This is a genomic window from Halopseudomonas xiamenensis, assembly GCF_014219065.1.
GTDB lineage: Bacteria > Pseudomonadota > Gammaproteobacteria > Pseudomonadales > Pseudomonadaceae > Halopseudomonas > Halopseudomonas xiamenensis.
Map to the genome: position 1 here is coordinate 60,362 of NZ_JACLGO010000018.1, position 21,965 is coordinate 82,326.

Consider the following 21,965-nt stretch of genomic DNA (forward strand, 5'->3'; position numbering starts at 1 on the left):
CTCACTGCAAGACTGAAAGGAGTTTCACATGTCGAATGTTACTTTGCGCGGCAACCCGGTCACCGTTGGCGGCAAACTTCCCGCGCCTGGCGACAGCGCCCCGGCATTCACCCTGGTAAGCCAGGACCTGTCCGACGTCAGCCTGGCGTCCTTCGCCGGCAAGCGCAAGATCCTGAATATCTTCCCCAGCGTCGACACCCCGACCTGCGCCACCTCCGTGCGCACCTTCAACACCAAGGCCAGCAACCTGCCCAATACCGCCGTGCTGTGCATCTCCGCGGACCTGCCGTTCGCCCAGAGCCGTTTCTGCGCTGCCGAAGGCCTGGAGAACGTGACCAACCTGTCGACCCTGCGCGGCGCGGAATTCATTCGCAACTACGGCGTAGCGATCGAAGACGGTCCGCTGGCTGGCCTAGCTGCACGCGCGGTGGTGGTGCTGGATGAGAACGACAAGGTGCTGCACAGCGAGCTGGTTTCCGAGATCGGCAATGAGCCGGATTATGACAAGGCCTTGGCGGCGTTGAGCTAAGCAGCGGTTGAAATGACGTACAGGCGTGTCTCCGATGAGGCACGCCTGCATGCCGTTATCTACTTACCATAATCTTGCTTTAGACGAAGTCTGCGTACATAAAGAACAGTCCCAGCTCGCTCCATCACTCGTCACGTTATTTCGCATAATCTATATTATGTTAAATTTTGTATTTCTCTATAGATGCCCTTCAACCAGATCGGTGGCTGCCATAGTGGCCGTATGGCAAATTTTCAAAACGACAATAACACCCCCTAAACATCATACGTACTGTGCCGATGAGTCCATTCCGCTGCTTAGCAACAATGATCTCGGCAATACCTTTATCTTCCGTATCCGGGTGGTACACTTCGTCTCGGTAAACAAACACGATCATGTCCGCATCTCGCTCGCTCACGCCCATCTCACTTAAATCGAAAAGGATGGGACGTCTTTGAGTAATCTCAAGCGAGTGCTCCATTTCTGATAAAACAACTACCGGGCAATTGAATTTCTGAGCCAGGGATTTGAGTGTCCGACAGACTTCTGACAACTTACGTTTTTTATTTTTATAGCGATCTTCCCTGCATAGTATTTGCTGGAGATTGTCCACTATGACTAAGTCTATCCCATCGTTTTTGCATGCTACATATCTGGAGCGGGAGCGTATTTCGGCAAGGTTGATAGCAGAATCGTCAATATAAAGACTGCAGTTCTGCATCGCTGATACGGCTGAGTCTGCCCGCTCCTGCTCATCAGCATCCAGCTTGCCTTCATACAACCTGAATAGATCGATACGCCCGATGGATGCCAGCATACGCATCGCCAACATCTCCGCGGGCAGATCCAATGAAAACACCAGGACGGTCTTGTCGTGGAGCATTGCGTTTTCCGCGATATTCATCGCGAAGGTCGTTGCGCCCATCGCTGGTTGACCTGCGATAACAATCAGTTCTGCCGGCTGTAGTCCCCTGGTCATTGCGTTCAAGTCATCGAAGCCGGTGTCCAGCCCGGTCTGCCGCGAACCTCTTTGGCGGTTATATGACACTCTAAGCAGAATGTCCTTCAGCAATATAGGCCCACCATCATTAGATGATGCTTCAAATCCTTTCTCATCGCCCCATATAGTCATATAAAGCAGCCCTACTCAACTTTGAACTATAGTTATCAAATGCTCTATAATTGGTTTTTTTGGCATGCCTTGAGTGTGCCGAGCAAAAAAGCCTGCGGTTGGCTTTTGCGCTATCACTTCTTTCCTACGATGGTCATAAAAAAACTGCACGTTACTGCCTCTGTCGAGAAACCTCTCTTTAAAAGACAAGATTCTCTGGTCGTCCCCACCCCATCCGTACCATATAACAGGAACAACTTCATTTTCAGTACTACACAGAGGCAACACTTGAAATTTAGCAGCTTTTTCAATTGCAGAATCCAAAACAGGATCGCAAATATAAAATAAGTTCCAGACTCGAACAAATGCATTTAAGGGGAGCGGTTTTCCGGCCAACCTATAGGCTTCGTTAAATCGGTTCCTAACTACAGGTAGCATTTTGTCGCGATTCAACTCTAGAGGCGCTAGCTCACCCAGAACTTTCGGTGTGGCTGAGCCAGGATTCTTTCCTACCATAGCACCAACGCAGACACTTTCTCTTTCAGGATCAAACCCATTCAAATATATTCTTGTGTCAAACCTGAAAAGGTCGCCATCAATATTTTCAAATCTCGCGAAGTAATTCATGTTTTCCCCTATAACCTTGAAACTCTTGTATCTATGGGACCGTCATTTTTACTAACGATGCCACCCTAAAGCGTCAATTTCTGTCGTTTAATCCTGAAATAATTCTCTAACCCCACCCTTTCATGTATGGATTTCAGATGTACTGTATCGATTTCACTACCCAGGTCGGTTACCCTCTGACCCTGCATATCAACGCTCCCGAGCATGAGCTTCCCCTGTTTTGGCAAACACGGGATGAGTACGGCAAAGTCGTCGGCGACGGTGGCTTTCTGCAGCCTCCCGGTTTGCCTTTACAGCTCCTTCTTTCCTCAACAGCTTGGACGCAAATACCGCAGGCTGCGTTGGACATTGCACGAGCCGTACCCCTGAAACAGTTTCAGTTGCTGCAATCCATGTTGGTATCCCAAGCCGCCATGGAGCTAGCCTTGTCGGCCCCGTTTCTATTTCTTCTGGTGGTTGATCATGCAGAACAACAGCAGTGGCCGTTAGAATACTTCAAGATGACGGTGATGCAAAAACGCACCTTGATTCTGCGAAAATTGGATCTACCCGCACGTCCGGCAGTCGCGAGGCTTCTGGCACGCGCCACGCTTGAATTTCGGTTTCATCCCGACTTCAGACATATTCCTGTGGTGCTACGTAATCACAGGCATTTATCTACCTTGCTGCACATCCAACACCCCAACATGCAGCAGTTTTTATTTCTTGCACTGTACGACGGCTATAGTTGGCCGGGGCTGTTGAATCTCATCGGTCCACAAACCGGAGTTTGGGAAATGGCACATCTACGCAAGCTATTGAACATTTGCCTTGCGACTCAAATCCCATTAGGACATTTCCGGAAAATCCAGAGCCTATCTGACCTGCAAATTCTTTATGCCCGTATGCAGCCGCAAATCAAGCGCCGGAGGCGATTGAAATCCGCCGTGGATTGTCAACAAGTTCTGGGGGACTTCCCTACCCCGCCTTTCCCGGGCAACCATATCGTGCAGCCATTGGTCAGTTGGGTGGAGTTCATCCAGGAAGGGCAGGAGATGCAGCATTGCGTTGTCAGATACGCCAGTTACGTCGCCGGAAAGAGATACTTCATCTACAGGTATTACGGGAAGCAGCGCCTGACGGTGTCCATAAAATCTACATCAGGGGGCTGGCGGCTCAATCAAGTTCGAGGGGTGGACAACCGGATACCAGACGAGACCTCAATGCGACAGGTACAGGACTGGTTCGAGCATGCTCAGTCGCATACCTACCTGCCAGACTGGTAGCATAACGGCAAAAATATCTAGAGGTTAATATGACAGACCCGTCCTTGCGCTTGCTGCTATTGCTGCGCCACATTTCTCGCGAACCGCAATTTATCAGCACTCAGCAACTACGTGAACGACTGGCAGATGCTGGGCATGAAGTAAGCCTGCGCACCATTCAACGGGATCTGCAGATGCTATCAACGCATTTTCCGTTGATACAAAATACTCCCCAAGGCCGAGGAAAGGCCGGTCTTGGCTGGGCGTTTCTGCGCAATACTCAAAATATATCCTTACCCCTGATGGGGAACTCGGCAGCGTTGACCTTGGCGATGGCTGTTCAGCATTTGCAGCCTCTACTGCCTGGGCATGTCATTGCGTATCTGGAGCCACTCCATCAAGAAGCGAAAGCCCTGCTGAATGGGCAGGATTCCAGACAATATCAGGGCTGGATCGACAAGGTGCGTATCGTACCGCAGCAAGTATTGCAGCCCCCGACGGTAGATGGCCAAGCCGTGGAAGGTGTTTACCAAGCTCTGCTGCAAAACCGGCAAATCAGCGCCAATTATAAGGGTATACCTGAGCGCATCATCCACCCCTACGGGCTGGTCCAGCAGGGGCACGTTTTATATTTGATCTGCCGCTTCTACGAGTACGACGATATCCGGATTACCGCCTTACACCGTTACACCGAGGTGCAGGTACTGGATGAGACAGTACGCGCCTTCCCCGAATTCAAGATTGATGATTACCTTGATGAGGGCGCGATGCTCTGGCCAGAGGTCGAAGATAAGCATATTTGCCTGCAGTTACGCATTGATCGCTGGTTGGCTGAACATTTACATGAAACGCCCTTGTCGGATAATCAGCAAATCAGGGTCGATGCCAAAATGGCTGGATGCTTCCAGCTGAAAGCTGATGTATTGGACAGCCTGCAACTGCGCCGCTGGCTACTCAGCCAAGGCACTCAGGTGGAGATCCTCAAGCCGGATGAGCTACGCAATTGGATGCGTGAGGTTGTTCGAGAACAGGCCGAAAAGTACAGCTTCTGAGCATGTATGAGCTTCTTCTTTCTTTGTTGCTAGAATATCCGCTTACACGATCCAGAAGGAAATGAACATGTCTACGCAACCACCTCTCTACGGCACCAAAGACGCCTCTTACCAGGCCGCCGGCGGCATTGAGGGGCTCAGGTGTCTGGTGGATGATTTCTATCGGATCATGGACACTTGGGAACTTGCCCGTACCATCCGGCAGATGCACAAGGACGATCTGACCGAATCACGGGACAAGCTGGCGTGTTTTCTCAGTGGCTGGCTCGGCGGTCCCAAGCTGTTCCAGGAGCGCTACGGGCAGATCAGTATTCCCATGTTTCACACCAGTTGGCCGATCGGCGAAGCTGAACGGGATGCCTGGCTGGGCTGCATGGCCCAGGCGATCGAGTTGCAGCCTTATACGCCGGAGTTCAGGGAGTATCTGTTGCGCCAACTGCGTGTTCCGGCTGAACGCGTGGTTGCTGTACAGCGCAAGCCCTGATCAGGAAACAACGCTCGACGGACTCCAGTGTCCCGACGGGCATGTTCTAAGCAGGACTGCTGAACAGATGCAAGCGCCTCGGCAGACTCAGCCAGTCGTGCAACACCTCCTCCCATGACTCCCGGGTAAATTGTTCCAGAGCGATGCATTGTTCACCCAGCGCCGCACCTGGCAGGCTTAGGCCACGTGCCCAGTACAGCTCGATCTGGCCGGTGGGCGAAGCGGATTGTTCCCGCAGGTGATCCGCCAGCCTTTGTGCCTGGCGTCGTATCTGTTCAAAGGGCAGTTCTTTCAGGCGTTTGTGCTCGCTTTCCAGCCAGGAGGTGATGGCGAACTCAATCTGCTGGTGATCATGTGTCGGTGACTGCACCAGCAGGATCAGCCCGGGTGTTCCGGCCACTTCGTGGTAGCGGCTCACGACCCAGTAGCCGAGCTGTTGGCGGGTGCGCAACTGATCGAAGAAGGATGCGCTGATGTGCTGCTGCAGCAGTTGCCAGCCGGCGCGTTGAGGTATGTCGCTGGAGCTGGCCTGGCAATAGAGGATCTGCGCCCGGTCTGCGTGCTGGCAATCGACCTGAATGATCTCGGTGCCCTGCCCCAGGCGCCTTGCTGCTGGACATTGCCAATCGAATGCCTCGGTCAGCTCCGGGCAGAGCCTTTGCAGGCTGGCGGTCATGGGGGCCAGGTGTTCGGGTTGCCAGCTTTGTGGGTATAGCCAGGCCATCTGGGCCTGTGACGATTGCGCGGCCTCGGCGGCGTTCCGGGGCTCGTTGCCCGCCGGGTTCAGCAGTTGGTCCAGCTCATCCAGTAAACGGTAGGCAGGCAAGGCCTGGTGACGTTCGTTCAGGTTGTTCTTGTGATGATGCTCGGCCAGGCGCTGCTGGGCCGCTTCGGCCGGCCGGGTCAGCGCTGCCAATGCCGCGGCTGCGCCTATCCGCAGTGGCTCGCCTGGGCCTTGCAGTTCCAGGGAGATCAGGCTTGCCTGGTCCTGCCACGACAGACTGATACCGCAGGCATCGGCCCAGTTGCCCAGTGGTTCGAGCTGCAGGGACCATAAGGCCTTGAGTTTGTCCCGCTCGGAGCGATGCAAACCTTCGGGCCAGCACCAGGCAAAACGGGTGGTTTCCCTGCCCTGCCCCACGGCTGTTGCTTGCGCGTCTGGAACCATTATTGTGCGCAAGCCGGGCAAGCAGTGGCGGTCGACACTGGCACCTGCCTCCGGCGCACTGAGAGTCCATATCGGCCAATCCACTTCCGCCAGCATATTGCTCGCGCCTGCAGTTGGTTTCCAACTCAATCGTTCAAAGGTGAAGCGGGTATCCGTCCAGGGCGCCCGTTGCGCCAGGGCCGTGCTGACGCTCTGGCGTTGGCCGAGCAGCATCCTGTCTGGCTGCATCTGCTTCAACAACCCATGCCAGGCCTGCGCGGAGATCTTCGCCCACTGCCCGGTGCATTCCAGGATCTGCTCCGGCGGCTCGTATAGCGTGCGTTCGGCCAGCGCGGTCAACCAGCGCAGCGGTTCACCCTGCGGGCCATTGGCAAAGGCCTGGTCGGCCAGTTGCTGGCGGGCAGCCTGGGGCCAGTGCTGTATCGGTGTCGCCCGCAAGGCCGCCAGCCAGCCGAAAAAGCCGTCGAGCAGCGCCGGGTAGTCGCTGTCCCCAAGCAATGGCTCGAGTTCGATACGCAGCAGGGTTTGCTGGCCGGCATAACGCTGAGTGCTGACACTCAACCGGGCGGCCAGCCCCCTCGCCCGCAACCAGCCAAGTGCTCCGCCCGAGGCTGGGCTGGCCAGCCATTCGCACAGCCAGCGCAGGGCCTTGGCAGCCTCGTTGCTATGCGCCTCATCCAGTGCGAAAAGCAGCAACCATTGTTCCTGCCGAGCCGGGCTTTGCCAGCGCAATAGCCCGGGCAGGCTCTGCGGGTCGAACAGCGGTCCGGCGCTGGCTCCCGGCACGGGTGCCGTCCCCGGCAGGCGGTCATCCATCTGCCTGGCCAGCAACAGGAGTTGTTGCATGGGCTGCGGCGCATGGATGAGCAAGCAGCCATTGGCGGCTCGGTAATGTTTGCCGTGAAACTGCCTGAGCGCTTGCGCCAGGGCAGCTGGCTCCAGGTCCAGACTGGCCAGGTTGCCCGCGCTGAAGCGGCTCAGGGGATGAGCTGGATTGAATACCTGCCCCAGGACAGCCTGCTCGTGCAGTGCGTCATCTGCCAGCCGGGTATGAAACTCGGCATCGATCACCTGGCGCTCGGCGGCCACCGCCTCGGCCTCGAACAACGGCGCGGCCAGCATATCGGTCAGTTGCGCCAGGCAGACATCGAGCCCGGCCGGGTTGACGCTGAAGTGATAGCGGGTGCGCTCCGCGGCGGTGCTGGCGTTGAAACGGCCGGACCATTCGCTTACCAACTGCGGGAACGAGCCGGCCTGCGGGTAGGCAGCCGAGCCCATGAACAACATATGTTCGAGCAGGTGGGCCAGGCCGGGGAGATGTTGCGGCTCGTCGTGGCTGCCCACGCGGAACTGGACCACGCAGCTGGCGGCATCGGCTGCCGGGTCGCTGATCAGCAGGCAGAGCAGTCCGTTGGACGCTGTGTAGAGCTGGTAGTGCCGGCCGTCGTTGGGTAGGCGTGGTAGTTCCAAGGGTTGCATGAGGTGTGTTGATCTCCGGAGTCTTGCGTGGCTGCGGGGGCCCTGGCGTAGCGCGGGGGCGCTACACCCCGAAAAAAAGTAGCGCCCAGCCTTCTATTTAAATCCTTAAGTTACAAATAGTTGTGATAGAAATTTAATTCACTTTCAAGAACCTGTTGTAGGTTGCCCGGCTGGCGAAAACCATGGCGCTCCTCATCGAAGCTGACGTATTGCACCGGTACGCCATTCTCTTCCAGCGCCGCCACCATCTGCTCGGTCTGCGCCGGCAGCACCACCGCATCGCGCATACCCTGGAAGAAAATCACCGGCGTGCTGATGGCTGCCGCCTGCGCCAGTGGCGAGCGCTGCTGGTAGCGCTCGGGTTGCACACGGGGGTCGCCGATCAGCCAGTCGATATAGTCGGCCTCGAACTTGTGGGTCACCGCCCGTAGTTGCAGCGGATCGCTCACCCCATACAGGCTGGCGGCTGCGCGGAAGCGTCCACTAGCGCTGACCAGGCTATTCAGTGTGGTAAAGCCGCCGGCGCTCTGGCCGCGAATGAATACCCTATCCGGGTCGATCAGCTCACGCAGGGCCAGGTGGTCGATGGCCGCCAGTACATCTTCGACATCGCTCACGCCCCAGTTGCCCTGCAGCCGCTGCCGATAGTCACGGCCAAAGCCGACGCTGCCGCGATAATTCAGATCGGCGACGGCAAAACCGCGTTGGGTCCAGAACTGGATGCGGTTGTCCAGCACCGGGTAACAGGCCGAGGTCGGGCCGCCGTGAGTAAAAATGACCAGCGGTGGTCGCTGCCCCGGCGCCAGCACTGCCTTGCTGTTGCACGGTGGATAATGAAAGCCGTGGGCGATCTCCTGCTGTCCAGTCGGGTAGCAGATGGCCTGGGGCCGGGAAATATCCTGCGGCGCCAGCGCGCTGGGCGCCTGAGCCAGTACGCTGACCTTGCCGCTGGGCAGGGCGATATGCAGGACTGCGGCGCTGCATTCGGGCGAGCCAGCCAGGCAGAACAGCCCGTTGCGGTTATGTGCCAGGGCACGAAAGCGCGTATAGCCTTCGGCCAGCCGCTGCTGCTCAGATCGCTCGCTGTGGCGCTGGGCCAAACGACCGTAACCCTGTTCGCTCCAGCCCACGGCCAGGCAGCCATCAGGCAAGGCCAGATAGTGCCGGGGGTTGAGCTGCCAGGGCGCCGGGGCGTGATCAGCAGCCGGCGATGGCAGCAACTGCCAGGTACGGTCGGCAGCCTGGCGCCAGGGCTGCCAGTAACCGCTGCTGTCGGTCAGGCACAGCAGCTCACCACGGTCATTGAACAGCGGCTGCTGCAGCGACTCATCCTTGCCAGTCCGTTCGACCTTGCCGGGCAGCCCATGGCTGTCCAGCTCGGCGCGGCACAGCGTGCTGCTGGTCCAGGGCAGCGCGGGACGTTGCCATTCGATCCAGGCCAGTTGCCGGCCATCCGGACTGAGGCAAGGACTGTTGTAGAAGTCCGCACCCTCGGCCAGCCCCTGCCGCTGGCCGTGCAGGTCGATCGCCACCAGCCGGTGGATCACCTCGCTGGCGTGATGCTGCTCCTCGACCGCGATAACGCGCTGGCGTAGCGGGTCGAACAGCAAGCCGCCGTACCGACAGTCGGCGGCGCAGGTCAGCTGTGTACAGATCGAATCATCGAATGACTGGCGATAGAGCTGCTGGTCGGCCTCGTTGACGAACACCAGACCGTCGCCGACCAGGCACAGGGCGCCACCACCATACTCGTAGACCCGGCTGCGCACGCTGTAGCCTGCCGGGGTCAGCCGTCGTGTGCCCCTGGGCGTCCACTCGACAGCGGCACTGGCGCCCTCCCCCGGAAAGAACTCCACCCACAGCACCCGCTGCTCGTCGCAGATCAGGTCGGCGTAGTCGGTAGCGGCGGCTACCGCATCGGCAGCGGAAAAGTCGCTGGGCCAGTGGCCGGCCACCAGCTCAGCCCTTGCAGATGATTCTGGAGGTGCGTTCATTGCGAAAGGTCAGCTCCTCTATGCCCGGTTGGGGTTGTTCGGCCTCGGCCCGGGCCGTGAGAATCAGCCCGTGATGCGGCGACTTGCTGCACACCGGATCGGCCTGGGTCGCATCACCGGTCAGCATATAGGCCTGGCAGCGGCAGCCACCGAAATCCTGGTGTTTTTCCGGGCAGGAGCGACAGGGCTCCTGCATCCAGTCATCATCCCGATAGCGGTTGAAACCGAAGGAGTCATACCAGATATGCGCCAGGCTGTACTCGCTGACTCTGGGAAAGGTCACCGGCAGTTGCCGGGCGCTATGGCAGGGCAAGGCCGTGCCATCGGGGGTGATGGTCAGGAAGATGTTGCCCCAGCCATTCATGCAGCCCTTGGGGCGTTCCTCGTAATAGTCGGGAGTGACCAGGATCAGCTTGCACGGATGGCCCTGCTCAGCCAGCTGCGCCCGATAGCGGTTGGTTACCGCCTCGGCATGTTCCAGCTGCGCTCTGGTCGGCAGCAGCCCGGCGCGATTCAGGTGTGCCCAGCCGTAGTATTGGCAGGTAGCCAGTTCGACGAAGTCGGCTTCCAGCGCCAGGCACAGCTCGATGATCCTGTCGATCTGGTCGATATTGTGCCGGTGGGTGACGAAGTTGAGCACCATGGGGTAACCGGCGGCCTTGACCGCCCGCGCCATCGCCAGCTTCTGCTCGAAGGCCTTGCGCGAGCCGGCCAGCATATTGTTGACCTCGCCGTCCGAGGCCTGGAAGCTGATCTGGATATGGTCCAGCCCGGCCTCCAGGAACTGTTCGATACGCGCCTGATTCAGCCCCATGCCGGAGGTGATCAGGTTAGTGTAGTAGCCCATCTCCCGCGCCGCGCCAATCAGCTCGGCGAGATCATCGCGCACCAGCGGCTCGCCACCGGAAAAGCCCAGCTGGGCCGCGCCGAGCGCCCGCGCCTGGCTGAGTACGTCGATCCACTGTGCGGTGCTCAGTTCCTGCTTGTGCTCGGCGAACTCCAGCGGGTTGGAGCAATACGGGCACTGCAGCGGGCAGCGGTAGGTCAGCTCGGCCAACAGCCACAGGGGTGGTCCCTGCTCCGGCCGGGGCCGGCTGTCAGCGAAAACGGATCCAGTGTTGTTCATGGGCATCCCCGATAAAGGCCAGGACATCGGCATCCAGTTCGGCTGCGGATGGAAAACAGGTTTGCAGTTCGGCAATGATCTCGCCGACCGAGCGCTGGCCATCGACCCGCTTCAACACCTCGGCGGCGCTGTCATTGAGCTTGACCATGCCCTCGGGATAGAGCAGCACATGGCAGTCCTGAACCGGCTCCCATTGCATTCGGTAGCCCGGCCGCAGCGCCGGCACGCTAGTCGATAGTGGCATGTTCATAAGCTGATCCCCCGGTGCCAGACGGGCTGGTCGGTGACTGTATGGTATGGCGCCCGCTCCAGTTCGTAGGCCATCGACATGGCATCGAGCATGCTCCAGAGCACATCCAGCTTGAATTGCAGGATCTCCAACATGCGCTGCTGGGCCTCCAATGTACGGTAATGGTCGAGCGTGATGCGCAGGCCGTGTTCCACGTCCCGGCGCGCCTCACTCAGGCGAGTGCGGAAGTAGCGATAACCCTGCGGATCGATCCAGGGGTAGTGCTCCGGCCAGCTGTCCAGGCGCGACTGGTGTATCTGCGGGGCGAACAGCTCGGTCAGTGATGAGCTGGCGGCTTCCTTCCAGCCGGCGCGGCGGGCGAAGTTGACGTAGGCATCCACGGCAAAGCGCACACCGGGAAGTACATGGCGCTGGTCGAGTAGTTCCTCGCGGCTCAGGCCCACGGCTTCACCCAATTGCAGCCAGGCTTCGATACCGCCCTGGCCGTCGGCGCTGCCGTCATGATCGATGATCCGCTGCAGCCACTCGCGGCGCGCGACTGCATCATCACAGTTGGCCATGATGGCCGCGTCCTTGAGCGGAATGTTCAGCTGATAATAGAAACGGTTGGCGACCCAACCGCGGATCTGCTGTGCAGTGGCGCGCCCTTCATGCATGGCGATGTGGAACGGGTGATGGATATGATAATAACGCCCCTTGTCGCGCAGGGCCTGTTCGAACGCCGCGCGGCTCATCGGTTCAGCTGACACATTGCTCTCCTTACAGACTGATCACCAGCCCATCATGAGCGACCTCGATGCCGAGACGTGCCAGTTCGGCGCGCTCGGCCGAATCCTCATCGAGAATCGGGTTGGTATTGTTGATATGGGTCAGCACACGCCGGCTGTCGGGGTAGGCACTGAGCAGCTCGATCATGCCGCCCTCCCCGCTCTGCGGCAGATGGCCCATCTCGCTGCCGAGCTTGGTGCCCACGCCGGCGTGGAGCATTTCATCCTCGCGCCAGAGCGTGCCGTCAACCAGCAGGCAATCGGCCACGGCCATGGCCTCGCGCACCTGGCTGCCGGGTTGGCCCAGGCCGGGCGCATAGAACAGCACCCCGCCGGTGTTGATATCACGCACCAGCAAACCGATATTGTCACCGGGATGCGGATTGTTGCGGTGCGGTGAATAGGGTGGCGCGGCGCTGCGCAGCGGGACCGGGGTAAAGTGCAGAGCCGGGCAGGCCGGAACGGTAAAATCCGTATCCAGCTCTATGGGGTTCCACTGCAACCCGCCGTTCCAGTGATCCAGAATGTTGAATAGCGGAAAGCCGGTGGTCAGGTCCTGATGCACCATCTCCGTGCACCAGACCTGGTGGGGACAGCCCTCACGCAGGGTCAGAAGGCCCGTGGTGTGGTCTATCTGGCTGTCCATCAGAATGATGCCGCCGATGGCGGTGTCGCGCAGCTGGCGGCCCGGTTGCAGTACCGGCGTCTGTTCCAGTTGCGTACGGATATCCGGCGAGGCGTTGCACAACACCCAGTTGCCGCTACCGTCGGAGAGCGCAATCGAGGACTGGGTGCGCGGCCGGGCGTTGATCTCTCCCTTGCGCAGACCATCACAATTGCGGCAGTTGCAGTTCCACTGCGGAAAACCACCGCCAGCAGCAGAACCGAGAATATGAATCAGCATGGCATGGCCCCCGGATGCGGCCGCCGGACCGGTTCAGTGTGGCAACCGGCCAGACGGCGCGTTTGCGCTCAGCGGTTGGCGAAGTACATGGTGACTTCAAAACCAATGCGCAGGTCGGTGTAGCTGGGTTTGGTCCACATGGTTGAATCCTCCGGTGGGTTGACGATCGAGCCAGGCGGCACCTGCCGACAGACCCGGTTAAGCACTTGAACCACAAGATGCTACATAGGCAAGCCTCCTTTACCATAGGAGCCAGGTGGGCCCTTGTCGACTTTCTCCCGGTCGCCAGACCGGCGCCTTACTGCTCTATGGCAACCGTTTCCAGCCAGGCGCGGATCGCCCATAGCGCTTCCTGGCTGAGGAAGTCGGCCATCTTCGGCATGTATACCCGCCCGTCGCGCACGGCCCCGTTGACGACCCTTTCTTTGTACCACTCATCGCCGTAATCGCCGGTCTCCAGGTAGCGCAGATCCGGGTTGATGCCCCCGGATATGCCGTCCAGGCCGTGGCAGGCAGCACAGTTCTGGTTATAGGCAGAAGCACCGATGGTCACGGCGGTCTCGTATTGCGGATGACCTTCACGGTAAGGATTGGACTCCAGCCACTCTTCGCCAAGCTTGTCGAGTCCCTTGGTGTCCACTGCTTGCGGGGTTACATTACCGTGCGCCCAGACCTGGCCGGCTGCCATCACCAGGCTGATGGCAGCCCATTTCAGTGTTTTCTTGTACTCTGTCATCTGCTTACCTCGCGGCCGTGTGATCACGGATAGTTTTTATTCGGGTGTTGGCAAGCATCATAGAAAGGCGTCATTTGCTCCCCAATGCTGCTTTGGTGGTTCAGATTTGCTTCCTTGGTAGTAAGCACATGGAGGAGTGGGTCTGCACCGGAGCGGCGAGGCAATGCGCAGCTGACATGAGCGCATCGAAATGGCAACAGATGCCAAAGCAGTGTTTCTCTCATCCTGAAGTAGCGGTTCTGCGGTAGCCATCCCAAGGAGCATCCGCAAGGGACTATTTCCCGCCAACTACGGGTTATTTTCCGTTTCGCCCCTTCCCTGCCCTGACCAAGATGTTGGCGTGGACCAGCAATGCTGCCCTCTTCCAACAACAAGGAACACTGCCATGACAACAAAAACACTTCCTGCCATGAGGCCCGCAGCCCGGGCTGTCAGATACCTTATCCTCACGGCGGGGCTTGCCCTGAGCGCATCCCATGTGGCGGCCAAACCAGTGACCTGGGACGATATCGCCAATGATCACACCACCACCCATGATGTGCTGATGTATGGCATGGGCAACAACGCCCAGCGTTACAGCCCATTGAGCCTGGTGAACGACCAGAACGTCTTCAAGCTGACGCCTGCCTGGTCCTTTTCCTTTGGTGACGAGAAGCAGCGCGGCCAGGAGTCCCAGGCGCTGGTGCATGACGGCGTGATCTATGTCACCGGCTCCTACTCGCGGATGTTCGCCCTGGATGCCAAGACCGGCAAGCGCCTGTGGAGCTACTCCCACCGCCTGCCCGACGACATCCGTCCCTGCTGTGATGTGGTCAACCGCGGCGCGGCGATCTACGGTGACAAGGTGTTCTTCGGCACCCTGGATGCTGGCATCGTTGCCCTGAACAAGGACACTGGTCGAGTGGTCTGGCGTGAGAAGTTCGGTGACCACCGTGCCGGCTACACCATGACCGGCGCCCCCACCATCGTCAAGGATCAGAAAACCGGCAAGACCCTGCTGATCCATGGCTCCTCCGGTGATGAGTTCGGCGTGGTCGGCAAGCTGTTCGCCCGTGATCCCGATACCGGCAAGGAAATCTGGATGCGGCCTTTTGTCGAAGGACACATGGGCCGTCTCAATGGCAAGGACAGCACCCCCACCGGCGATATCAAGGCACCCTCCTGGCCGGACGACCCGAACTCCCCCACCGGCAAGGTCGAGGCCTGGAGCCAGGGTGGCGGTGCGCCATGGCAGAGTGCAAGCTTCGATCCGGAAACCAACACCATCATTGTCGGTGCCGGCAACCCCGCCCCATGGAACGGCTGGGCAAGGACCTCCGAGGACGGCAATCCTTCCGACTATGACAGCCTCTACACCTCCGGCCAGGTGGCCGTGGACCCGACTACCGGCGAGGTGAAGTGGTTCTACCAGCACACGCCCAACGATGCCTGGGACTTCTCCGGCAACAACGAGCTGGTGTTGTTCGACTACAAGGACAAGTCGGGCAAGACCGTCAAGGCTACCGCCCACGCTGACCGTAACGGTTTCTTCTATGTGGTCGATCGCAACAACGGCAAGCTGACCAACGCCTTCCCCTTCGTCGACAACATCACCTGGGCCAGCCATATCGACCTGGAAACCGGTCGCCCGGTGGAGAACGAAGGCCAACGTCCGCCGCGCCTGCAACCCGGCCAGGAGCGCAGCGAAGCGGTCGAGGTATCGCCGCCCTTCCTCGGCGGCAAGAACTGGAACCCGATGGCCTACAGCAAGGACACCGGCCTGTTCTATGTGCCTGCCAACCACTGGAAGGAGGACTACTGGACCGAGGAAGTCAGCTACAACAAGGGCTCGGCCTACCTGGGCATGGGTTTTCGCATCAAGCGCCTGTATGACGATCACGTCGGCATACTGCGGGCCATGAACCCGACCACCGGCAAGGTGGAATGGGAACACAAGGAGCCGCTGCCGCTGTGGGCAGGCGTGCTGGCCACCGCTGGCAACCTGGTGTTCACCGGCACCGGCGACGGCTACTTCAAGGCGTTCGATGCCAAGACCGGCAGCGAGCTGTGGAAATTCCAGACCGGCACCGGGATCATTTCCCCGCCGATCACCTGGGAGCAGGATGGTGAGCAATATATCGGCGTCACCACCGGTTACGGCGGTGCGGTTCCACTGTGGGGCGGCGATATGGCCGAGTTGACCAAGCCGGTCGCCCAGGGTGGTTCGTTCTGGGTATTCAAGCTGCCTTCCTGGGAACAGACAGCCAAGCGCTGATTGGGAATGCACTAACCCGCGTTGCGCCAGGCTCAGCCTGGCGCAACGGCATGAATCACAGACAGAGGTACCAACCATGAAACCACTGACACCCCACATGCTGCTGATGTCCGGCCTGGCGTTATTCAGCCTGGGACTGCAGGCCCAGGTGGCTGATGTTGCCGAGGAAGATATCGTCACCATCAATGGCTGTGCGCTGGTACGCGGCACCGCCTGCCCCGGAGTGGACCTGCGCCAGGCCGATCTGCGCCACAAGGACCTGAGCAAGGCGGATTTCACCGGTGCGGACCTGCGCGGTGCCGACCTGCGGCATGCCAAACTGGACCAGGCCAAGCTGGATAACGCCAGACTCGACGGTGCCAACTTCAACCGCGCCAGCCTGCAACAGACCGCCATGCGCGGTGCCAGCGCCGTCGGCAGCAGTTTTGTCGCGGTCCAGGCCTGGAACCTGAATGCCCAGGGTGGCGAGTTCCGGCAGGCCGACTTCACCGGGGCCAACCTGGAATTCGCCCGCTTCAGCGCAGCACGCATGCACGATGTGATACTGCGTGCCGCCAATCTGGAAATGGCCTGGTTGCCCAAGGCCGACCTCAAGGGCGCCGACCTCAGCGATGCCAATCTGCAGGAGTCGAAGATGAACCACGCCAACCTAGAGTCGGCGATCATGACCGGCACCCGCCTGCACTACGGCACCTACCTGAATATGCACATGACCAACTGCACCGACTGCCCGGTGGATTGGGAAGCTCACCTCAGCCCTCGGGCCCAGTGAGGCAAGTGGCAGGTTCAACCCACCTGCCGCTCGGCCAGGCCGTGCAGGCGGATCACGCCGGTATCGATGGCCAGATGGACCAGTTCGGTCAGCGATGTAAGATCGAGCTTCTGCTTCAAGCTGGTCAGGTTGTTGGAGATGGTCTTGCTGCTCAGGCACAGGTGATGGGCTATCTGGCGTGGCGCAAGCCCCTTGGCAAGCATGACGAAAATCTCGAATTCGCGTGGCGTCATGCACTCCAGGCGCGGGTCGAGCCTGCTGTCATCCGCCGAACAGGCAAGCTGGATGGCCAGCTCCTGCTCTATGTAGCGGTGACCAGCCAGGCAGCGCTTCACGGCCTCGATCAGCACCTCCCGCCCCGCCCCCTTGGTGATGAAACCCATGGCGCCGGCCGCCAGGGCCTGGCGCACCAGCGGCAGCTCATCGTGCATGCTGAAGAACAGGATGCGCAGCAGCGGCCAGCGCTGCAACAGACGGCGGGCGGTTTCGATACCGCTGATGCCGGGCAGGCTGACCTCGAGGATCACCAGGTCCGGCACCCGCTGCTGGACTGCCGAGAGTGCCTCCTCGCCATCGCTCGCTTCGAGAATGCCGGCCTGCGGATACTGCGCCGCGAGCAGGCTGCGGTAGCCCTGCCTGACAATGAAGTGATCATCCAGCAACAGAATATGCATGCCCCGAAACTCCCATAAATACCGGGTTGTCGAGCGCCTGCTCGACGACAGATCTCCCTGCCCGCTGAGAGCCGGCGTAGCGCGGGCGCGCTACACCCCCAGGCTTGCTGCACGACGATGTGCCAGTACAGGTCAGCCCTGCTCCCCCAGCCATGCTAGAGCCTGGGGGAGGCAGTTGAATGCTACCTTGGTACTCGTTGCACGCTACTTGTTGGCAGGATGAGCCGGGATTCGGGCCGCCATCTACTACTTTGGTTGTATCTTGTGATGCCAATGTACTATTTGAAAGTAGCCCCGCCACAGGGTGTAATGCCGGACATATGACAATACTGCGAGCGTAGCGGCTGGCAATCCATAACAAGAACAGCCTGGAGCAGGCCATGCACAAGATATTGATAGCCGACGATCACCCACTGTTCCGCGAAGCTATCTGCAACGTGGTTGCAGCCGGCTTTCCCGGCTCCGAACTGCTGGAAACCTCGGACCTGGACAGCGCCCTGGGCATCGCCAGGGAACATGATGATCTGGACCTGATCCTGCTGGATCTGAACATGCCCGGCATGCATGGGCTGAACGGCCTGATCACCCTGCGCAACGAGTCACCATCAATACCGGTGGTGATAGTCTCCGCCGAGGAAGACAAGCAGGTGGTATTGCAGGCGATTACCTATGGCGCGGTGGGCTTCATCACCAAATCCTCGCCCAGGGCGCAGATGACCGAGGCCATCGAGCAGATCCTGGCCGGTGATGTCTACCTGCCGTCGGATATCATCCGCTCCAGCCGCACCATCACCCGACGCACCCCGGAAGAGGCGCCGCTGTCACCGGAGCTGCTGTATGCCCTGACACGCAAGCAGTTGCTGGTGCTGGAACGCATGGCCAAGGGCGAGTCGAACAAGCAGATCGCCTATCACCTGGATATCGCCGAGACCACCGTCAAGGCGCATGTTTCCGCGATCCTGCGCAAACTCAACGTCAGCAACCGGGTGCAGGCCATTCTGTCCGCCGTCGATGTGGATTTCAGCGCCTATCTCAGGCGCTGATCGCCGGGGCCAGCAGATGGCTCATGGCGGCCTTCAGTTTCATCGGCCTGACCGGTTTGTGCATCAGCATATGGCCCAGTTCGCGCACCTGTTGTTTCAGCTCGTTGCTGTAGTTGGCGGTGATCAGTAGCACCGGCAGGGGCGTGGCGCGGCGGGCGTTGATCGCGGCGGCGACGTCCACGCCGTTGACCCCGTTGTCCAGGTGATAGTCAGCCAGTAGCAGGTCGGCGGCGGCGCGGAAGTCGTCCACCTGGCTCGCCAGGTCCTCGGACGACAGCGCTGTGGTCACCTCGCAGCCCCAGTTCTCCAGCAGGGTACGCATGGCCGCGCAGATCGACGGATCATTATCCAGCACCCAGATGCGCGCCCCGCGCAGATGCTCACCGATACTCGCCGGGATCGGCACCTGGCTGGTCAGCGCCGGGCTGCGTCTACCGTAGGGGATATCCACGGCGAACACCGATCCCCTGCCCTCGACCGAGCGGACCTGGATACGATGGCCGAGCATGCGCGCCACCTTGTCGACGATGGCCAGCCCCAGGCCCAGCCCCTGATCCCGGACCTGGGTAGCAGGCTGGATGCGCTTGAACTCCTGGAAGATCTCCTGCAGTTTGTCCTGGGCAATCCCCATGCCGGTATCCCAGACCTCGATGCGCAGCCCCTGGGCATGCCGGCGACAGCCCAGCAGGACACGGCCATGCTGGGTATAGCGAACCGCATTGGTCAGGAAGTTGCGCAGAATGCGTGCCAGTAACTGCACGTCACTGAGCACCACGCAGCGGCTGCTGACAAAACGGAACTGCAGCTGCTGGCTGGCGCAGACCTGCCGGTATTCATTGGCCAGGTTGTCCAGCAGATCAGCGATATTGAACGAGCCGATATCGGGTTTGATCACGCCGGCATCCAGCTTGGACATTTCCACCAAGGTGCCCAGCAGGTTTTCGACATCCTCCAGCGACTGGTTGATCTGCCTCGCCAATGCACCGCTGGGCGGCGGTAGCGGATGCTCCAGCAGGGCACCGGTGAACAGGCGTGCCGCGTTCAGCGGCTGCAGCAGGTCATGGCTGACCGCAGCGAGGAACTTGGTCTTCGACAGGTTGGCCTGCTCGGCTTCATGCTTGGCCTCGCGCAGGCGCGCCTCGGCCCTGGCCCGCTCGTTGATCTCCTGACGCAACTGGTCGTTCAGGCTGGTCAGTTCCCGGGTGCGCTCGCGCACCCGCTGCTCCAGGTGCTGATACGCCTGGTGCAGGGCCTCGGCACTGCGCTGGCGCTCGGTGACATCGCGGATCAGCACGAACAGGCCGGTCACCTCCCCCAGCGCGTTGCGATTGGGAACATAGGAGCGCAACAGGTAGCGCTCATCCCCGTTGAGGCTACGCTCGGCAAACTCGAAACTCACGCTTTCACCCTTGAAAGCCCGCTCTATATAGGGCTCCAGCCGGCTGAACTGCAACGCATCATGCACATGCATCATGCTCTGCCCGAGGATGTGCCCGCGCTGCCAACCGTACCATTCGTCATACATCTTGTTGGTGAACTGGTAGGTCAGGTCCTGTTCCACATAGGCGATCATTGCCGGCAACTGGTCGGTGATCAGGCGTACCCAGCGTTCGCTTTCCAGCAGCGCCTGGGCATACAGGTCGCGCTCGGTTATATCGGTGTAGGTGTTGACGAAGCCACCGGCGGGCATCGGGTGACTGCGCATCTCCAGCACCCGGCCGCTGTCCAGGCGCTGCTCCCGGGTCAGCTGCGGCTGGCCCGCCTGGCTGTGACTGTATGGCGTGAACAGCTGCAGTTCGCTGTCTTCCAGCACCTCGGCGAAGGGCCGGTGCGGCCGTATCGGCGCCAGCCCGGCAAGCTCCAGGAAGCGGTAGTTCCACAGCTCCAGGGCGCCCTGCTCGTTGACCACGGCAACGCCCTGGGACAGGCTGTCCACCGTGCGCTGCAGCAACCGGGTCTTCTGCGCCAGGGCCTGCTCGCGGCGAGCGGTCTCGGAGTTCTTCAGGTCGGTGATATCGGTATAGATGATGACCAGCCCACCCTCCCGGGTGGGACGCTCGCTGACCTGGACCCAGCGTTTGTTGCGCATGCGATACAGCATGTGCCCATCGGCGCCGGCTTCCATATCCATCACCAGTCCGGTGGCCGCCGCCATGCGCTTGAGTTCGTCCAGGCGCACACCCTCACGCACCCGCGCCCGGGTACCCTGCCAGAAGCGTGCATAGTGACTGTTGAACAGTACGACGCGCCGGTCCTTGTCGAACAGCACCACGCCGTCGTGCATGCTTTCGATGGCATCGGCCAGGTGATGCCGGGCGGTTTCCGCCCGGGCCCGCGCCTCGCTGAGCAGGCGGTTGCTGGCCTGCAGCTCGGCCATGGTCTCATTCAGCGCCTGGGTACGCTCGCGGACCTGCTCGGCCAGTTCCACAGAATGCTGGAAAGCCGCATAGCTCTCGGTGCGCGGGTTGGCGATCGACTCGACTCGCTCGATCAGCGCCGCATTGATGCGCCGCAACTTGTTGTTGGCTGCACGCAGGGCCAGCAGTTCGTCGCGATCGGCCTGCGCGCTCGCCTCAACGCGGGTAGGCAAAGGCCACCCCGGTGAGGGTCTGGTTGATGTGCATGCCATTGAACTGCTCGCCGTAGGTGTTGAAACCTATCACCGCATTGCTGGCCATGTAGCTGGCCAGCAGTTCGTCCTCGCCCAGCAACTCCGCTTCCAGCCGGCGCAGCACGCAGTCGCAGGCGATGATCAGCACCGGCTCGCCCAGGCGCTGGCGCAGTTGTTCCATCTGCTTGCGCAGGTCGGGCAACAGCGGCCGCGAGGCCATGGCGGTCAGCACGATGCCGGTATCCACCGCGCAATAGAAGGTCAGGCTGCCATCGGCATTGACCCGCTGGATGGCGCGCGCATAGAACTGGTCGCGGATGCGCACCGCCAGCGCATTCAGCGCAAAGGTGGCGGTACTCAGCTGTTCGACCGGTACGCCGACCAGCCTGGCGTATTCCTCGGCGGCGGGTTCGGCATTGAGTTCCAGCACGGTGCGACGGTCGTTGTCGGCGGCGGTTACCACCAGCTTCTCGGCCTTGGCCTGCAGGTTGTGGGTGGTGAACACCTCGAAGTCGAGCCAGGTATTGACCATCACCACCACCGCCGCGGCGCTGTGGAACCGGCCCTGGTAATAGACATAGGTATGCACCGGGTGATCGTCTCCGCCGGCCGATCCGCCAAAATGCGGGATGCTGCCCAGGGTCGCGCCCAGGGTGGCGAGTACTACCTCCTCGCGGCTGGACAGACCATCGAGCAGGGTCAGGGCGAAGGTATGCCCCTTGATCGGTGCCAGTCCCGCCTGGCGGCAGTGGCTGAGCATGCGGTCGACCGCCGCCTGGGCATCCACCAGGCTGAAGTCATCCAGCGCACTGATCAGGGTGCTGTCGATGGCAAAGGCGCGGCAGTCGAAACCGACCGCACTGATGCAGCCGCGACCATAGCCCTGCGGGGTGATTTCCCCGGCGGTGGTGCAGCCGACCAGCATCACACCACCGAAATGCTGTTCCAGCGCCGCCCCCAGCCGTTCCAGTGGATAGTGCGCGGAACAGAAGAACAGCACGAAGCCCAGGTGTGGATGAAGCAACTGGCTGGCCAGGCTCTGCGCCGCCAGTTCGGGATCGGCAACGTCGGTCATGGCGGTCTGGAAGCAATCTGCCAATATCTGCTGCATGGTTACCTCCATACTCACTGACCGACATTCTATTGAGCCCCCCGCCCCGG

General features: G+C 60.3%; 20 protein-coding genes. 7 read left to right on the forward strand and 13 right to left on the reverse strand.

Going from position 1 to position 21,965, the window contains the following annotated elements:
• The first annotated feature begins 28 nt into the window (after positions 1–28).
• Positions 29–529, forward strand: coding sequence for a thiol peroxidase (gene tpx, locus H6X51_RS12855; protein WP_185267887.1), 501 nt, complete (start codon positions 29–31; stop codon positions 527–529).
• A gap of 190 nt (positions 530–719) precedes the next feature.
• On the opposite strand, the gene H6X51_RS12860 is transcribed toward tpx, so the two are convergent.
• Both H6X51_RS12860 and H6X51_RS12865 read right to left on the reverse strand, forming a co-directional pair.
• Entirely contained in the window at positions 720–1,640 is a 921-nt protein-coding gene (locus H6X51_RS12860) for a DnaB-like helicase C-terminal domain-containing protein (protein ID WP_185267888.1), read from the reverse strand.
• A gap of 15 nt (positions 1,641–1,655) precedes the next feature.
• Positions 1,656–2,246: a hypothetical protein gene (locus H6X51_RS12865; RefSeq protein ID WP_185267889.1), complete on the reverse strand. Its 591-nt coding sequence runs from the start codon at positions 2,244–2,246 to the stop codon at positions 1,656–1,658.
• Positions 2,247–2,383: 137 nt separating this feature from the next.
• Between H6X51_RS12865 and H6X51_RS12870 the strand changes: the two genes are divergently transcribed.
• The 3 genes from H6X51_RS12870 to H6X51_RS12880 all read left to right on the forward strand — a co-directional run bounded on the left by H6X51_RS12870 (position 2,384) and on the right by H6X51_RS12880 (position 5,026).
• Positions 2,384–3,511, forward strand: coding sequence for a PcfJ domain-containing protein (locus H6X51_RS12870; protein ID WP_185267890.1), 1,128 nt, complete (start codon positions 2,384–2,386; stop codon positions 3,509–3,511).
• A 29-nt stretch (positions 3,512–3,540) separates the two neighbouring features.
• Positions 3,541–4,542, forward strand: a complete 1,002-nt coding sequence (locus tag H6X51_RS12875; RefSeq protein WP_185267891.1) for a helix-turn-helix transcriptional regulator — start codon at positions 3,541–3,543, stop codon at positions 4,540–4,542.
• Between the two features lie 67 nt (positions 4,543–4,609).
• The gene (locus H6X51_RS12880) at positions 4,610–5,026 is read left to right on the forward strand and encodes a group II truncated hemoglobin (RefSeq protein ID WP_185267892.1); all 417 of its coding nucleotides are present in this window, start codon (positions 4,610–4,612) and stop codon (positions 5,024–5,026) included.
• Between the two features lie 46 nt (positions 5,027–5,072).
• On the opposite strand, the gene H6X51_RS12885 is transcribed toward H6X51_RS12880, so the two are convergent.
• The 8 genes from H6X51_RS12885 to pedF form a co-directional block, all read right to left on the reverse strand.
• Positions 5,073–7,673 carry an insulinase family protein gene (locus H6X51_RS12885; RefSeq protein WP_185267893.1) on the reverse strand — a complete coding sequence of 867 codons (2,601 nt, stop codon included), beginning with the start codon at positions 7,671–7,673 and terminating at the stop codon, positions 5,073–5,075.
• Positions 7,674–7,783: 110 nt separating this feature from the next.
• Positions 7,784–9,667: an alpha/beta hydrolase family protein gene (locus H6X51_RS12890; protein ID WP_185267894.1), complete on the reverse strand. Its 1,884-nt coding sequence runs from the start codon at positions 9,665–9,667 to the stop codon at positions 7,784–7,786.
• A complete protein-coding gene (gene pqqE / locus H6X51_RS12895; RefSeq protein WP_185267895.1) occupies positions 9,633–10,793 on the reverse strand; it encodes a pyrroloquinoline quinone biosynthesis protein PqqE in 1,161 nt (386 codons plus the stop codon). The genes H6X51_RS12890 and pqqE overlap by 35 nt, the downstream gene beginning before the upstream one ends.
• Entirely contained in the window at positions 10,765–11,043 is a 279-nt protein-coding gene (pqqD, locus tag H6X51_RS12900; protein WP_185267896.1) for a pyrroloquinoline quinone biosynthesis peptide chaperone PqqD, read from the reverse strand. Before pqqD ends, pqqE begins: the two co-directional genes overlap by 29 nt.
• Entirely contained in the window at positions 11,040–11,777 is a 738-nt protein-coding gene (pqqC, locus tag H6X51_RS12905) for a pyrroloquinoline-quinone synthase PqqC (RefSeq protein WP_221627345.1), read from the reverse strand. Before pqqC ends, pqqD begins: the two co-directional genes overlap by 4 nt.
• Positions 11,778–11,802: 25 nt before the next feature.
• A complete protein-coding gene (gene pqqB, locus H6X51_RS12910; RefSeq protein WP_185267898.1) occupies positions 11,803–12,714 on the reverse strand; it encodes a pyrroloquinoline quinone biosynthesis protein PqqB in 912 nt (303 codons plus the stop codon).
• Positions 12,715–12,782: 68 nt separating this feature from the next.
• Positions 12,783–12,854: a pyrroloquinoline quinone precursor peptide PqqA gene (gene pqqA, locus H6X51_RS12915; protein WP_063607997.1), complete on the reverse strand. Its 72-nt coding sequence runs from the start codon at positions 12,852–12,854 to the stop codon at positions 12,783–12,785.
• 158 nt (positions 12,855–13,012) lie between these two features.
• Positions 13,013–13,450, reverse strand: coding sequence for a cytochrome c-550 PedF (gene pedF, locus H6X51_RS12920; RefSeq protein WP_185267899.1), 438 nt, complete (start codon positions 13,448–13,450; stop codon positions 13,013–13,015).
• 385 nt (positions 13,451–13,835) lie between these two features.
• Between pedF and exaA the strand changes: the two genes are divergently transcribed.
• Both exaA and H6X51_RS12930 read left to right on the forward strand, forming a co-directional pair.
• The gene (gene exaA / locus H6X51_RS12925) at positions 13,836–15,704 is read left to right on the forward strand and encodes a quinoprotein ethanol dehydrogenase (RefSeq protein WP_185267900.1); all 1,869 of its coding nucleotides are present in this window, start codon (positions 13,836–13,838) and stop codon (positions 15,702–15,704) included.
• A 76-nt stretch (positions 15,705–15,780) separates the two neighbouring features.
• Positions 15,781–16,476, forward strand: coding sequence for a pentapeptide repeat-containing protein (locus tag H6X51_RS12930; RefSeq protein WP_235991334.1), 696 nt, complete (start codon positions 15,781–15,783; stop codon positions 16,474–16,476).
• A gap of 14 nt (positions 16,477–16,490) precedes the next feature.
• Here H6X51_RS12930 and H6X51_RS12935 read toward each other — a convergent pair whose 3' ends face one another.
• Positions 16,491–17,150 (reverse strand): response regulator, encoded by a 660-nt coding sequence (locus H6X51_RS12935; RefSeq protein ID WP_185267901.1) that lies wholly within the window; start codon positions 17,148–17,150, stop codon positions 16,491–16,493.
• Positions 17,151–17,530: 380 nt separating this feature from the next.
• Here H6X51_RS12935 and H6X51_RS12940 point away from each other — a divergent pair, with 380 nt between their 5' ends.
• A complete protein-coding gene (locus H6X51_RS12940; RefSeq protein WP_185267902.1) occupies positions 17,531–18,193 on the forward strand; it encodes a response regulator in 663 nt (220 codons plus the stop codon).
• Here H6X51_RS12940 and H6X51_RS12945 read toward each other — a convergent pair.
• Positions 18,183–20,822, reverse strand: a complete 2,640-nt coding sequence (locus H6X51_RS12945; RefSeq protein ID WP_185267903.1) for a hybrid sensor histidine kinase/response regulator — start codon at positions 20,820–20,822, stop codon at positions 18,183–18,185. The two genes, H6X51_RS12940 and H6X51_RS12945, sit on opposite strands and share 11 nt — an antisense overlap.
• Positions 20,767–21,915, reverse strand: coding sequence for a nitric oxide-sensing protein NosP (gene nosP, locus H6X51_RS12950; protein ID WP_185267904.1), 1,149 nt, complete (start codon positions 21,913–21,915; stop codon positions 20,767–20,769). Before nosP ends, H6X51_RS12945 begins: the two co-directional genes overlap by 56 nt.
• Positions 21,916–21,965: the final 50 nt, after the last annotated feature.

Excerpts from the sequence above, each read along its gene's own strand:
- pqqE (WP_185267895.1), bottom strand. The coding sequence starts at position 10,793 with ATGAACAACACTGGATCCGTTTTCGCTGACAGCCGGCCCCGGCCGGAG.
- pqqD (WP_185267896.1), bottom strand. The coding sequence starts at position 11,043 with ATGAACATGCCACTATCGACTAGCGTGCCGGCGCTGCGGCCGGGCTAC.
- H6X51_RS12860 (WP_185267888.1), bottom strand. The coding sequence starts at position 1,640 with ATGACTATATGGGGCGATGAGAAAGGATTTGAAGCATCATCTAATGAT.
- H6X51_RS12865 (WP_185267889.1), bottom strand. The coding sequence starts at position 2,246 with ATGAATTACTTCGCGAGATTTGAAAATATTGATGGCGACCTTTTCAGG.
- pqqC (WP_221627345.1), bottom strand. The coding sequence starts at position 11,777 with ATGAGCCGCGCGGCGTTCGAACAGGCCCTGCGCGACAAGGGGCGTTAT.
- pedF (WP_185267899.1), bottom strand. The coding sequence starts at position 13,450 with ATGACAGAGTACAAGAAAACACTGAAATGGGCTGCCATCAGCCTGGTG.
- H6X51_RS12930 (WP_235991334.1), top strand. The coding sequence starts at position 15,781 with ATGAAACCACTGACACCCCACATGCTGCTGATGTCCGGCCTGGCGTTA.
- H6X51_RS12940 (WP_185267902.1), top strand. The coding sequence starts at position 17,531 with ATGCACAAGATATTGATAGCCGACGATCACCCACTGTTCCGCGAAGCT.
- H6X51_RS12945 (WP_185267903.1), bottom strand. The coding sequence starts at position 20,822 with ATGGCATGCACATCAACCAGACCCTCACCGGGGTGGCCTTTGCCTACC.
- H6X51_RS12935 (WP_185267901.1), bottom strand. The coding sequence starts at position 17,150 with ATGCATATTCTGTTGCTGGATGATCACTTCATTGTCAGGCAGGGCTAC.
- H6X51_RS12880 (WP_185267892.1), top strand. The coding sequence starts at position 4,610 with ATGTCTACGCAACCACCTCTCTACGGCACCAAAGACGCCTCTTACCAG.
- exaA (WP_185267900.1), top strand. The coding sequence starts at position 13,836 with ATGACAACAAAAACACTTCCTGCCATGAGGCCCGCAGCCCGGGCTGTC.
- H6X51_RS12870 (WP_185267890.1), top strand. The coding sequence starts at position 2,384 with ATGTACTGTATCGATTTCACTACCCAGGTCGGTTACCCTCTGACCCTG.
- H6X51_RS12890 (WP_185267894.1), bottom strand. The coding sequence starts at position 9,667 with ATGAACGCACCTCCAGAATCATCTGCAAGGGCTGAGCTGGTGGCCGGC.
- tpx (WP_185267887.1), top strand. The coding sequence starts at position 29 with ATGTCGAATGTTACTTTGCGCGGCAACCCGGTCACCGTTGGCGGCAAA.
- nosP (WP_185267904.1), bottom strand. The coding sequence starts at position 21,915 with ATGCAGCAGATATTGGCAGATTGCTTCCAGACCGCCATGACCGACGTT.
- H6X51_RS12875 (WP_185267891.1), top strand. The coding sequence starts at position 3,541 with ATGACAGACCCGTCCTTGCGCTTGCTGCTATTGCTGCGCCACATTTCT.
- pqqB (WP_185267898.1), bottom strand. The coding sequence starts at position 12,714 with ATGCTGATTCATATTCTCGGTTCTGCTGCTGGCGGTGGTTTTCCGCAG.
- H6X51_RS12885 (WP_185267893.1), bottom strand. The coding sequence starts at position 7,673 with ATGCAACCCTTGGAACTACCACGCCTACCCAACGACGGCCGGCACTAC.